The sequence below is a fragment of the Variovorax sp. OAS795 genome (assembly GCF_040546685.1).
Classification (GTDB): domain Bacteria; phylum Pseudomonadota; class Gammaproteobacteria; order Burkholderiales; family Burkholderiaceae_C; genus Variovorax.
This window is the reverse complement of sequence record NZ_JBEPOH010000002.1, coordinates 120,624-132,954: the sequence shown is the minus strand read 5'-3', so window position 1 is coordinate 132,954 and position 12,331 is coordinate 120,624. Positions and strand designations below refer to the sequence as shown.

Sequence of the window (12,331 nt, the reverse complement as noted above, 5' to 3'; positions counted from 1 at the left end):
TCAGGTCGTGGCCTGCGCCATTGCGCGGGCCGACGGGCCGAGAACAACGGTCGCATCACTACCCGGCTTGCCACGCAAGATAAGGTCTGAAGCCTTGTCTGCAATCATGATGGTCGGTGCGTTGGTGTTGCCCGACGGGATGCGTGGCATGACAGAGGCGTCGATGACCCGCAATTGCCCGATGCCCCGCACGCGAAGCTCCTGGTCCACGACGGCGTCGGGCCCGTTGCCCATGCGGCATGTGCCGACCGGGTGGTACATCGACTGCGCATTCGCGCGCAGGTAGGTCTCGAGCTCACGGTCGGTCTGATAATCGACGCCCGGCAGCATCTCGCTCTTGAAGTGATCCTTGAAGGGCGCCGTGTTGAAGACTTTCCGGATGATGCGAATGCCCTCGATGAGGGGCTGGATGTCGCGGCGGTCGGTCAGGTAGTTGGCGAGCATCTTCGGCGCATCTTGCGGCTTCGAGGTCCGCAGGGTCACAGAACCCAGGGAGTACGGGCGCAACAGCGTGGTCGACGCGGTCAACGCCGGCTCACTGTTGGCCTTGTACATGCCAGCCTTGCTGATCATGCTGAAGGGCCGCATCTGCACCTGCAGGTCGGGAACATCGGTGTGGGGGCCGGAGCGCAGGAACATTCCGACCTGCGCGGCGGCGGATGTCAACAGACCTCGACGGGTCAGCAGGTACCGGAACACGTCCGGAATCATCTTCACGTTGCTCGAGATCTTGTTGTTGATGGAGAAGACGGGGTCGACGCTGGCCAGGCAGTGGGCGTAGATGTGGTCCTGCAGGTTCTGCCCGACGCCTTCGAGCGCCTGGCGGACCTGGATCCCATGGGAGAGCAGCTGCTCGCTCGGACCGATGCCCGACAGCATGAGCAGTTGAGGCGAGTTGATGGCACCGCCAGCGAGCAGCACCTCCCTGGTGACCCTCGCCTCGCGCACCGTGCCACCCTGCTGGTAGCGAATGCCGACCGCGGTGCGGCCTTCCAGCAAGATGCACTCCACCAACGCGCCCGTCACCAAGGTGAGGTTGGGCCTGTTGCGAATCGGGTGCAGGAACGCCGCAGACGCCGAGGCCCGGACGCCTTCGCGGATGGCGAACTGCAGGTATCCGACGCCTTCCTGCGTCGCTCCGTTGAAGTCATCGTTGCGCGGCACGCCGATGCGGGTGGCCGCTTCGACGAAGGCCTGCGACCCGACGTGTGGCTCGAGCAGCGGCGATACGGTGAGTTCACCACTGCCGCCGTGGAGCTCTGTCTCACCAAGGTAATGCCGCTCTGCACGTTTGAAGTAAGGCAGCACGTCGGACCAGCCCCAGCCAGTATTGCCCAGCTCCCGCCAGCCGTCGTAATCCGCGGCAGTCCCACGCATGTAGACATGTCCGTTGATGGAGCTGCTGCCGCCCAAGGTCTTGCCGCGTGGCCAGATGATGGTGCGATTGTTCAAGCCCGGCTCCGGCTCCGAAACGTAGCCCCAGGTCAGCCCAGGGTGGCCGACCACCCTCGGCACGCCGGCGGGCACTTTGAGCCAGACGTTACGGTCCTCGCCGCCCGCCTCCACGAGGAGGACACGGACGCTCGGGTCCGTAGTCAGCCGGTTTGCGAGGACGCAGCCGGCCGAGCCGGCACCCACGATGATGAAGTCGAACTTGCTGGTTTCCATTTCAGGTCCGCTGTGCCACTTACGGGCGAATGGTGGGGTCGTTGTGCTTGGCGCCCTCAAGGATGTAGAGGTGCGTCGTGGCCGACTTGAACCGGTAGGCGATGACGTCCTGATACTCCGGCGAGTCATAGAACTGCTTGGCCAGCGCGGGGCTGTCAAACTCCAGGAACACGATTCGCTGCACGTCGCGCTCACCCTCGCGCACTGTTGGTGCACCGCCGGCCACCAAGAACCGCGCCTTGTACTTCTCCAGCACAGGCTGCACGCGCGGCGCGTACTCGGTGTTGAAGAGCTCGGGATCATGTACGTTCAGCTCTGCGTAGATGTAGCCTTTTTGCCCGTTCATGTTCAATCTCCTTGTGATGTTTTAGTGGGAACCACCCAGGTAGGCAGCCTTGACCGCCGGGTCGCCCTTCAGTTTTTCGGCGGGTCCTTCCAGCGCAATGCGGCCACTTTCGAGCACGTAGGCGTAGTCGGAAACATCAAGCGCAGCGGCTGCGAACTGCTCGACAAGCAGCATCGTGACGTGCCGGGCGCGCAGTTTGCGGATGATGCGGAATACCTCTTCGACCAGCTTGGGCGCCAGGCCCATTGAAGGCTCATCCAGCAGGATCACATCGGGATTGAGCATCACCGCGCGGGCCATCGCCAACATCTGCTGCTCGCCCCCGGACAAGGTGCCTGCAGCTTGTTGTTGACGCTCTTTCAGCCGGGGGAACAGCTCCAAGGCGCTTTGGATGTCCGACTCGACGTCGCCCTTCGGACGGCTACCGGTGTAGCGCGGGAACGCGCCCAGTCGCAGGTTGTCGAGCACGCTAAGGTTGGAGAAGACGCGTCGCCCTTCCGGGCTGTGAGCCAGCCCCAGCCGCGCGATGTGATGGGAATCCAAGCCGGCAATTTCCTTGTCTTCCAGCTTGATGGAACCCGAGCGCGGCTTGAGCATTCCAGAGATGGCTCTCATGGTCGTTGTCTTACCGGCGCCATTCGACCCGATAAGGCTCACCACCTTGCCCTTTGGCACTTCGAGCGAGACACCATGAAGCACATTGGTGGGCCCGTAACCCGCATGCAGATCTTTTACTTGCAGCATGTCAGTACCTCTCAAGCCATGGCGGGAGCGAAGCCAGCGCCCTTGGGTTCGTGCACGACTTCGGCCCCAAGGTATGCCTCGACCACTTTCGGATTGCTTCGCACCTCGGAGCCCGTGCCCTCTGCAATCTTCTGTCCGAAGTCCAGCACGGTGACCTGGTCACAGATGCTCATGACCACGTCCATGTGGTGCTCGATGAGGATGACGGCCACGCCGTGCTCCTTGATTTTGCGAATCATCTGGACCAAGTCCGGCAGTTCCGCTGGCGGAAGCCCGGCAGCCGGCTCGTCAAGCAGCAGCAAGCGAGGACCCAGGCTCAGGGCGCGCGCAATCTCCAGCAGCCGCATGCGGCCGTATGGCAGGTTGCGTGCCTCCTCTTCCGCGTCTCTTGACAGCCCGACGAAGTCCAGGAGCGCCTGGGCACGCTGCAGGGCCGCAGCTTCCTCGTCCCGGTACCTCCTCGTGTGCAGCACGACATCGAGAAGAGTTGACTTGAAGGTGTGGTGCAGACCGACGAGGATGTTCTCCGTCGCGCTCATGTCGCCGAACAACTGCACATTCTGGAAGGTTCGCGCGATGCCTCCGAGCGCAATGCTGGAAGGCGTATTGCCGTTGATGCGATTGCCTTCGAACACAACGTCGCCAGAGGTGGGCGCGTAGATGCCGGTGAGCACGTTCATCATCGTACTCTTGCCCGAGCCGTTCGGCCCGATAAGGCCATGTACGGCACCCTGCTCCACCACCATGTCCAGCTGGTTGACCGCCTTCAGGCCACCGAACTGCATGACCACCCCCTTCGCCTGCAGGATGGCGCCTTGCCATCCCGACGTCGTCGCCTGGATGGCTTGCGACGGTGTGGCGACCACGCTGGTGGTGACCACCGCATGCTTCTTGGGCTTGGCGCGCAGCCCCTTGGTTGCGGAGCGAATGAAGCCGACGATGCCGTCCGGCATGTAGTACACGACGCCCAGAATCAGCAGACCGAAGATGGTCAGGCGGCGCTCGGAAATGTCGGTCAGCGTGAACGACAACACTGCCATGCCAATGACGATCGTGACCGGAATCGCTGCCGTCAGCAGGCCGAGGCCTTTCGATGCCACGCGGTAAATGGCGTAGCCCGTGATGACGACTGCAAGCGTGACAGCCAGCATTCGGAACAATGCAATGTCGGACAGCAGGTTCGGGAGCACCACGATGACGGCGGCACCTAGGACGGAACCGATGCGCGAGCGGCGCCCACCAAGTGTGAGGGCCAGCAGGAACAGGATGGCAAGCTCGGCGGTGAAATTGTTCGGCGCGATGTAGCCCTCGCTGAAGGCGAACATGCCGCCGGCCAGACCAGCCATGGCTGCGCTGATGACGAAGGCCACAACCTTGTATTTGTAGACCGACACCCCCATGCAGTCCGCGGCAATGGGGCTTCCACGCAGCGCGATGAACGCGCGGCCGAAGTGCGACTTGAGCAAGCGCGTGACCCCGATCCAGCACAGCGCGCTCATCGCGAGCGTGAAGTAGTAGAAGCCCACCCCCTTGTTCTCTATGCCGAAGATGGAGGGCTTTGCCACCACCAGTCCCTGAGGTCCCGAGGTCAAGAAGTCCATCTCGTTGAAGAGAATCGCCAGGATGGTTCCGAAGGCAAGCGTCACCATCGCCAGGTAGGGGCCTGTAACCCGCAGTGCAGGCAGCGCCAGCAACAGGCCGAACGCGGCGGTGATCCCGATTGCCGCTATCAAGCCAACCCAGAAGGGCAGGCCCAGCTTCATGAAGATGAGCCCAGCCGCGTAGGCGCCAATGCCGAACAGGCCGGCATGACCGAGCGACACCTCGCCGGTGTAGCCGACAACGACGTCCATGCCGAACAGCAGGATGGCGTAGATGCCAATGACGACCAGCAGGTGGATGTAGTACGGGTTGGTGGTGAACAGCGGAATTGCTGCGAGGGCAGCCACCGCCGCGGTGAACACAGATGCACGCCGGATGCTCATTTCACACCTTCTTGATGAGTGCTTTGCCGAGCAGGCCATCGGGTTTTACCGAAAGGACCAGGAGCAGCAACAGCAGGCCAGGCACGTCTTTGTAGCCTGTGGAGAAGAAGAAGCCCGTCGCGGTCTCGGAGAGACCCAGAATCAGGCCGCCAACGATGACGCCCAGGCCCGAGGTGAGCCCACCGATGATGGCTACGGCGAGCGCCTTCAGGGCCCAGCGAGGCGCCCATGCCGGCACCAACCAACGTCAGCGGTGCGATGAGCACACCGGCGAAGGCGGCAGTAGCGCACGAAAGCGCATAGGAGAACGAGATGACCTTGCCCGTGTTCACGCCCATCAGCCCAGCGGCTTCACGGTCCACTGCAGTCGCGACAACCGCCTTGCCGTAGATGGACTTGCGGTTGAAGAACTCGATACCGAGCATCATGGCCAGCGCACCGAGCACGACCAGGATTTCCATAGGCATCACGCGTGCACCGGCGATCTGGAATGCCTGCTCCGAAACCGGCGATGGGAAACGCATGTCCTCGCGGCCCCAGAGGTTCTCCGCTTCGTTTTTCAGGATGATGCCGATGGCGATGGTCGACATGATCCAGCCTTCGGACTTGAGCTTCATCGCGGGCCGAACACCCACGCGCTCGACGAACAGTCCGTAGCATGCACCGAACGCCAGGACGATTGGAATCATCGCCCAGTAACCGAGGTAGCTGCTCAAGGTCAGGCCCACCAACGCGCCGATGGCGAGTGCTTCGCCCTGCCCGAAGTTCAAGGTTCCCGATGTCGCGAACGTCAGTTGGTAGCCGAATGCGATGACGGCGTAGATCATTCCTACAGCGCAGCCGCTGAACAGGATCTGCAGCAAGATTTCCATTTGAGTGGACCTCAGTTGCACTCAGGCTCACACTCCCGGCGGAACTTCCAGCCGGGGCGCGCCTTCGATGCGTGTTGTTTCAAAGCGCCCCCTTTTCACGAGGGCACCAGCGAAGCCTTTCGGAGGAAGCCTTACTTGCTGTCAGCCAGCTTGACGACTTGACCATTGCGAATCGTGGCCATCAGGGCTTTGGACGAATCGCGGAACAGTTCGTGGCTGTCCTTGGAGAACGGCTGCTGGTAGCGCATCAGCACGCCATCGACCGGCTCCTTGAGGTTCTCGAGCGCGGCCCGCAGCTTCGGCCCGTCCGTGGAGCCGGCCTGCTTGATCGCGGCGGCCAGGAGGTAGACCGAGTCGTAGCCGGGAGCAGCCCAGCCCATCGCCGCGATGCGGTCGAGTTTGTAGCGCTTCTTGTAGTTGGCGACGAAAGCAGTCCCCTTCGCCGTCTGACCTTCCACGAAGGTCTGCGGGAAGATGGCACCCTCGGAGTTCTTGCCGGCGTTCTCGATGAAGTTGGGCATGGACAACGTGTGGCTGCCAATCATGGGCACCTGCCAGCCGAGCTTGGACATACCGTTTGCAATCTGCGCAAGCTCGGGGCCGACGGCATAGGTCAGGATGGCCTCGGCGCCCGCGTTCTTCGCGCGCAGCAGTTGGGCCGTCATGTCGACGTCGCGTACGTTGAACTTTTCCACGGCCACCGGCTTGATGTCCCGCTTGGCGAGCGCCGCCGCCATGTCTTCCCGACCGAGCTGACCGTAGTTCGTGGAATCGGCCAAGATGGCGATCTTCTTGAAGCCTTGGCGCTTGACCGCCTCCTCCGCGATCATGTCCGCCTGAATCGAGTCGGGCAGCGACACGCGGAAGACATAGCCCGGGAACTGCTGCGTCAGCGCCGTACCCGTCGGACCAGGCGTGATGATGGGTACCTGCGCTTCCTGGTACATCGGTGCGGCCGCCATGGTCACGCCAGTGTTGATGAAGCCCAGGGCCGCGACAACCTTCTCGCGGTGGATGAGCTCCTGGGCAATCTGCACGCCGCGCTCGTTCTTGGCTTCGTCGTCACGCTCGACGAGCTGAATCGGACGGCCGATCACACCGCCCGCAGCGTTGATTTCGTCGACAGCCATGCGAATGGCGTCGCGCATGGAAACGCCCATCGGGCTGGAGCCTCCGGTGAATGGGCCGGCCAAACCGACCTTGATGGGTTCACCGGATTGGGCGTGCGCGGCGCCGGCTGCGACCAATGCGAGCGCGAGCACGGTCTTGCTCAGGGAAAGCTTGAACTTCATTGTTGTCTCCTCGGGTGGGCGGCTCGTTCGAGCCAGGTTGAAAGTTCAGTGAATGTGCAGGCCACCGTTCACGTCAATGACGGAGCCGGTCACGTATCGAGAGAGGTCGCTGGCCAGGAAGATGAACACGTTCGCAATGCACGTCGGCGTTGCGAGGCGGCCCATCGGTGTGCCCTCAGCGACGCGCGCTTTTCCGGCGTCGTCGATCTTTCCGACCAGGAGCTCGGTATCGACGAGGCCTGGAGCGACAGCATTGACGCGAATGCCATCGGGTGCCAGCTCGCGCGCCATGGCCTTCGCCAGGGACTGCACGCCGCCCTTCGCTGCCGCATAGTGCGGGCCGCCCAGCACGCCACCACCGCGCTGCGCGGCGATGGAGCCCATGCAGGCGATGCTGCCGCTCTTGCGTTCTCGGAAGTGCGGGACCACGGCGCGCGACATGTTGTAGGTGCCGCGCAGGCTCGAGTCCATCACCAGGTCGTAGTCCTCGACCGTGCTGTCCATGAGACGCTTGGACTGGCTGACGCCTGCGTTGTTGACCAGAACGTCGATCTGGCCGAAGTCCTGGAGGATTTGCTGGACGACCTGGCGGCACAACTCGCCGTCTCTCACGTCGCATGCGTAGCCTCGGTGGCTCCCGCTGATGGCTTCCGCGGCTGCGGTGGCAGCTGCCTGGTTGAGGTCCAGCAGTGCCACCCGGGCGCCCTCCTCTGCGCACCGCTGCGCGGTGGCGAAGCCGATGCCACGAGGAGACGCCGCTCCCGTCACCACTACAACTTTGTTCTTCAATAACATGCATGTCTCCTTGAACCAGTGCAATCAGGGGATCAGCACGACGGAGCCGACGGTGCGGCCGGCCACGATGTCGGTGTGCGCGCGGTGCGCTTCCTTCAGCGGGTAGGAGTTGCCGACCTTGATGCGGATGGCGCCGTCCTTGACCAGTTGGAACAGAGCTGCGGCACCGGTGCGGAAGTCGTCCGCCTCCGCCGTGTACTGAGTGACCGTGGGACGCGTCACGAACAGCGACCCCTTGGTGCGCAAGTTCATCAGCGACACCTCGCCGGGGTCACCGGAGGGCCAGCCGTACGAGGCCACGAGACCGAAGCGGCGTGCGCAATCCAGAGAGCGCTCCCAGGTTTCCTTGCCGATGGCTTCGTAGACGATGGCCACGCCGGCGCCGCCCGTTACCTCATTGACCTTGGCAACGAAGTCTTCCTTGCTCAGAACGACCGCATGCTGGCAACCGTACTCGCGTACGACGGCGGCCTTCTCCTCGGTGTCGACCGTACCGATGACGGTGACGCCGAGGTGCTTGAGCCACTGAGACAGGATGAGGCCTACACCCCCTGCCGCCGCGTGCACGAGTGCCGCATCGCCCTTGCCGATAGGGCGCAGGCGGGTCGAGAGGTACCAAGCGGTGAGACCGCGGAACAGCGCGCCGGCGGCCAAGTCTGCCGCGAGCGACTGGTCAGGCAGAGCAATGGCGCGCTCGGCGGGCACGATGCGCTCTTCGCTGTAGCTTCCAGCGGTGAAGTACATGTAGGCAACGCGGTCGCCGGCCTTGATGTGCTCGACGCCAGCGCCGACTTCCACCGCCATGCCCACGCCAGCGAAGCCCAGGCCCGTGGGCAGAGTTGCGGGCAACAGACCCGATCGAATCTGAGTGTCGATGTAGTCGACGCCGATGGCTTCGTGGCGCACGCGGATCTCGCCTTGGGCGGGCGAGCGCGCTTCATCCTCTACCCAGCGCATCACGTCGGGCACACCCGTGGTCTCGACAACGATCCGTCCGTACTTGCTCATGTTCTCTCCAATCAATGCAAAAGGGGGTTACTGGGCGGTCCAGCCGCCATCGACCAGCAGCGCGGCGCCGGTCACCATGGCCGCTGCAGGCGAAGCGAGGTACAGAACCGCAGCGGCGATGTCTTGGACAGTGGCAAGGCGGCCCATCGGAATCTTCGAGAAGAGGAACTGCCTCTTCTCCTCGGTATCGACAATGCTGCGCACCAGAGGGGTGTCCACGAAAGTCGGCCCCACACTGTTCACGCGGATGTTCTGCGGGGCCAGTTCGACCGCCATGGCCTTGGTAAGGCCTTCCGTCGCGTGCTTGTTCATGCAGTACACGGTGCGGCCTGGCGAGCCCACGTGGCCCATCTGCGACGTGATGTTGATGACAACACCTCCCTTCGTCGCCCGCTCGGTGTCCTCCAGCATCTTGCGAACTGAGGCCTGGGCAACGACGAACGCAGCGCGCACATTCAGGTTGCTCATGAAGTCCAGGTTCTTGTCGCTGACCTCGAGGAACGGCTCGGGAATGTTGGTGCCTGCGTTGTTGACGATGATGTCCAGGTTCGGCAGGCCGCCGATGAGGCGACGGACCATCGCCGAGTCGGTGACGTCGCAGGCGCAGGTCGTAACGCAGCCGCCGGCGCTTCGGATGAGGCCAGCGGTGTCGTTCAGTTCGTCTTCGCGCAGCGACATCATCACGACTTCAGCGCCGGCCTCCGCCAGTGCCGCGGCGATTGCGGCACCGATGCCAGCACCCGCGCCGGTCACGAGAGCGCGCCGGCCGTTCAGACGAAAGCCGGGCAGGATGGGTTGGATAGAGGAAGTGCTCATGGCGTTGTCTCTGTAGTTGGTGGCGGGTGGCTCAGCGAATGACGAAGGGGTCCGCGGTCTCGGTCGATGTGCTGATCCAGACGCTCTTGGTCTGCAGGTACTCCCGCACGGCGTCCATGCCGTTCTCGCGGCCGACGCCCGAGCGCTTGTAGCCGCCGAAGGGCGACATGTAGCTCACAGCCCGATACATGTTGACCCAGACGATGCCGGTTTTCAGCCGCTTCGGCATGGCCATGGCGCGGCGCAGGTCCTGCGTCCAAATGCCCGCGGCCAGGCCATACAGGCTGTCGTTGGCGATAGCCACTGCTTCGTCCTCGTCCTTGAACGGGATGACGCTCAGAACCGGGCCGAACACCTCCTCCTGTGCAATGCGCATGGAGTTGCTCACGCCCGAGAAGATGGTGGGCTCGACGAACTGGCCGACACCAACCTCGGGGCCAGTGGCCGCCTTGCCGCCCAGGCGGCAAACCGCACCTTCGGCTTTGGCGATGTTGATGTAGTCGAGAATCTTCTCGTACTGGGGCGACGTCGTGACTGGCCCGACCTGCGTGGTGTCCAGCTGCGGGTCACCGATGCGCGCCTTCCTGGCGAAGTCGACCAGGCGCTCCACGAACTCGTCGTGGATGGACTGCTGGACCAGCAGGCGTGAGCCCGCGACGCAGGTCTGGCCCGTCGCGGCGAAGATGCCCGAGATGGCACCCCTGACCGCGTTTTCCAGGTTCGCGTCCTCGAAGACGATGTTGGCCGACTTGCCGCCCAGTTCCAGCGTCACATGCTTGAAGTCGCGTGCAGCCGTTTCATAGATGCGCTGCCCCCCGGTCTCGCTGCCCGTGAACGCCACCTTGGCAACCTTCGGATGCTCGACGAGAGGCGCGCCGACCTCGCCACCGAATCCGGTGACCACGTTGACCACGCCCGGCGGGAAGCCTGCTTCATGGAATAGCGCGGCAAGCTCAAGGGCCGATGCGGAGGTGAACTCCGACGGCTTCAGCACGAAGGTGTTGCCTGCAGCCAGGCCCGGTGCCAACTTGTTCACCGCAAGGAGCAACGGCGAGTTCCAGGCGGTGATGGCTACGCAGACGCCGAGCGGCTCGTGCGTTGTGTAGTTGAAGGTATCAGCCTTGTCGATGGGCAAAACGGCACCTTCGATCTTGTCGGCTAGCCCGCCGAAGTAGCGGAAGTATTGGGGCAGGTACCCGACCTGGGCACGCATCTCCGAGATGAGCTTGCCGTTGTCGCGCGTTTCGATCCGGACCAGCTTCTCGGCATCGCGCGCAATCAGGTCGGCCACGCGGAACATCAACAGGCCGCGCGCGCTCGCTGTCAGCTTGCCCCAGGGTCCGTCCAGGGCCGCTGCCGCGGCATGCACCGCACGGTCTGCATCGGCCTTCCGGGCGCGCGGAATACGCGCCCAGACTTTGCGGGTGTACGGCTCCGAGGTGTCGAATGCGCCGCCATCGGCAGCGTCCACCCACTCGCCGTTGATGAACATGCGGTAGGTCTTGATTTCTTCTGCGTTCATTCCAGTTTCCTTTGTGCAATTGCGCTTCAAATGACGCCCGCGGCGGTAGCGTCCGAACGTTGCTTCTCCGACAAACCGAGCAGCTCCCCAAAAATCTCGGCGTTGTCGGCACCCAGCGCCCTGCCGGCATGCCGAAACTGCGGTGGTGTCTCTGACAGGAGCGGCATCGGCGCCGGGAGCACCAACTCGCCAGCGCGCGGGTCGTAGACGTGGAGCAGGTTGCCGCGTGCGCGGTACTGCTCGTCTTCGAAGATGTCCTTGATGGAATAGATTTGGGCGCAAGGGACACCACCGTCACGCGTCCTCTCCAAGACCTCGGAGAGCGTGTACGTCGCCATCCATTCGGCGACCAGCGAATTGACGAGCGCGCGGTTTTCGACGCGAACGACGCTTGTTGGGTACGTATTCGCCAACTCGGGCTTGTCCATCACCACGGCCAGCCGTTCGAACATCTTGTCGTTCGTGCAGGCCAGCGCTACCCACTCTCCGCTGGCGGTCTGATAGTGGCTGTGCGGAACCACGTTCACCGTGTCCGCACCCATCCGCTCACGCACGATGCCGTACTTCGCGAAGGCTGGTGCCACCTCGTCCAGGAGCCGAAACACGGACTCGTACAAGCCGATGTCGATGAATTGGCCGCGGCCGGTGATCTCGCTGTTGCGCAGCGCGGCCATCACACCGATGGCACCCCACATACCGGAGATGTAGTCGGCCATGGAGGTCGAACCGGGGACCACTGGCGGGCCGTCGGCTTCTCCTGCTAGCCAGGACAGACCGGCAAACGCATGTGCAATGCGTGCGAAACCTGGTTCTCCGCGCTTCGGGCCGGTCTGACCGTACGCGCTGATGCGCAGCATGACCAGCTTGGGATTCAGCTTGCGCAGGTCTTCGAAACCGATGCCCCACTTCTCAAGGGTGCCAGGACGGAAGTTCTCCAAGACAACATCGGACTTCTCGACCAGTTGCTTGAACAGCGCTACACCCTCCGGCTTGCGCAGGTCCAGCGTGACGGCCTTCTTGTTGCGTGCTTCGCTGAGCCAGACAAGGCTGTCACCGCACTCGGTGATGGTGCCGAATTTGCGCAGCGAGTCACCACCATTGGGCTGTTCGACCTTGATGACCTCGGCCCCGAGATCCGCAAGGATGGTTCCGCAGAACGGAGCCGCCACGAAGGTCGCTATGTCCAGGACCCGCAGGCCTTGCATAGCCCCTGTGTGTTCATCGCGTACCGAGCTCGTCTGGCCGCTTTGGTTTGCGCTGTTGCTCATTTTCGGTTGTCCCCA

The 12,331-nt window shown here is 63.2% G+C and carries 10 protein-coding genes and 1 pseudogene; all 11 read right to left on the bottom strand.

All coding sequences use genetic code 11. The features are described 5' to 3' along the window. The 11 genes and pseudogenes from ABID97_RS26035 to ABID97_RS25985 all read right to left on the bottom strand — a co-directional run bounded on the left by ABID97_RS26035 (window position 1) and on the right by ABID97_RS25985 (window position 12,316). On the bottom strand, window positions 1-1,668 hold the full coding sequence (locus ABID97_RS26035) for a GMC family oxidoreductase (RefSeq protein WP_354402040.1): 1,668 nt from the start codon (window positions 1,666-1,668) through the stop codon (window positions 1-3). 19 nt (window positions 1,669-1,687) lie between these two features. Then, window positions 1,688-2,014 (bottom strand): DUF1330 domain-containing protein, encoded by a 327-nt coding sequence (locus ABID97_RS26030; RefSeq protein WP_354402038.1) that lies wholly within the window; start codon window positions 2,012-2,014, stop codon window positions 1,688-1,690. Between the two features lie 21 nt (window positions 2,015-2,035). Then, the gene (locus ABID97_RS26025) at window positions 2,036-2,758 is read right to left on the bottom strand and encodes an ABC transporter ATP-binding protein (protein WP_354402037.1); all 723 of its coding nucleotides are present in this window, start codon (window positions 2,756-2,758) and stop codon (window positions 2,036-2,038) included. A gap of 11 nt (window positions 2,759-2,769) precedes the next feature. Beyond that, entirely contained in the window at window positions 2,770-4,743 is a 1,974-nt protein-coding gene (locus ABID97_RS26020) for a branched-chain amino acid ABC transporter ATP-binding protein/permease (protein WP_354402036.1), read from the bottom strand. A gap of 1 nt (window position 4,744) precedes the next feature. Next, window positions 4,745-5,615 (bottom strand): annotated as a pseudogene (locus ABID97_RS26015) (branched-chain amino acid ABC transporter permease). Between the two features lie 131 nt (window positions 5,616-5,746). After that, entirely contained in the window at window positions 5,747-6,907 is a 1,161-nt protein-coding gene (locus ABID97_RS26010; protein WP_354402035.1) for an ABC transporter substrate-binding protein, read from the bottom strand. A 45-nt stretch (window positions 6,908-6,952) separates the two neighbouring features. Then, window positions 6,953-7,702, bottom strand: a complete 750-nt coding sequence (locus ABID97_RS26005; RefSeq protein WP_354402033.1) for an SDR family NAD(P)-dependent oxidoreductase — start codon at window positions 7,700-7,702, stop codon at window positions 6,953-6,955. A gap of 24 nt (window positions 7,703-7,726) precedes the next feature. Continuing rightward, on the bottom strand, window positions 7,727-8,710 hold the full coding sequence (locus ABID97_RS26000) for a quinone oxidoreductase family protein (RefSeq protein ID WP_354402031.1): 984 nt from the start codon (window positions 8,708-8,710) through the stop codon (window positions 7,727-7,729). A 27-nt stretch (window positions 8,711-8,737) separates the two neighbouring features. Continuing rightward, window positions 8,738-9,526 (bottom strand): SDR family NAD(P)-dependent oxidoreductase, encoded by a 789-nt coding sequence (locus tag ABID97_RS25995; protein ID WP_354402030.1) that lies wholly within the window; start codon window positions 9,524-9,526, stop codon window positions 8,738-8,740. A 31-nt stretch (window positions 9,527-9,557) separates the two neighbouring features. Beyond that, window positions 9,558-11,048: an aldehyde dehydrogenase gene (locus ABID97_RS25990; RefSeq protein WP_354402028.1), complete on the bottom strand. Its 1,491-nt coding sequence runs from the start codon at window positions 11,046-11,048 to the stop codon at window positions 9,558-9,560. Between the two features lie 26 nt (window positions 11,049-11,074). Then, on the bottom strand, window positions 11,075-12,316 hold the full coding sequence (locus ABID97_RS25985) for a CaiB/BaiF CoA transferase family protein (RefSeq protein WP_354402027.1): 1,242 nt from the start codon (window positions 12,314-12,316) through the stop codon (window positions 11,075-11,077). Between the last annotated feature and the right edge of the window lie 15 nt (window positions 12,317-12,331).

What these genes read in the sequence shown, in the direction of transcription:
- ABID97_RS26035 (WP_354402040.1), bottom strand. Translation starts at nt 1,668, where the DNA reads ATGGAAACCAGCAAGTTCGACTTCATCATCGTGGGTGCCGGCTCGGCC.
- ABID97_RS26030 (WP_354402038.1), bottom strand. Translation starts at nt 2,014, where the DNA reads ATGAACGGGCAAAAAGGCTACATCTACGCAGAGCTGAACGTACATGAT.
- ABID97_RS26025 (WP_354402037.1), bottom strand. Translation starts at nt 2,758, where the DNA reads ATGCTGCAAGTAAAAGATCTGCATGCGGGTTACGGGCCCACCAATGTG.
- ABID97_RS26020 (WP_354402036.1), bottom strand. Translation starts at nt 4,743, where the DNA reads ATGAGCATCCGGCGTGCATCTGTGTTCACCGCGGCGGTGGCTGCCCTC.
- ABID97_RS26010 (WP_354402035.1), bottom strand. Translation starts at nt 6,907, where the DNA reads ATGAAGTTCAAGCTTTCCCTGAGCAAGACCGTGCTCGCGCTCGCATTG.
- ABID97_RS26005 (WP_354402033.1), bottom strand. Translation starts at nt 7,702, where the DNA reads ATGTTATTGAAGAACAAAGTTGTAGTGGTGACGGGAGCGGCGTCTCCT.
- ABID97_RS26000 (WP_354402031.1), bottom strand. Translation starts at nt 8,710, where the DNA reads ATGAGCAAGTACGGACGGATCGTTGTCGAGACCACGGGTGTGCCCGAC.
- ABID97_RS25995 (WP_354402030.1), bottom strand. Translation starts at nt 9,526, where the DNA reads ATGAGCACTTCCTCTATCCAACCCATCCTGCCCGGCTTTCGTCTGAAC.
- ABID97_RS25990 (WP_354402028.1), bottom strand. Translation starts at nt 11,048, where the DNA reads ATGAACGCAGAAGAAATCAAGACCTACCGCATGTTCATCAACGGCGAG.
- ABID97_RS25985 (WP_354402027.1), bottom strand. Translation starts at nt 12,316, where the DNA reads ATGAGCAACAGCGCAAACCAAAGCGGCCAGACGAGCTCGGTACGCGAT.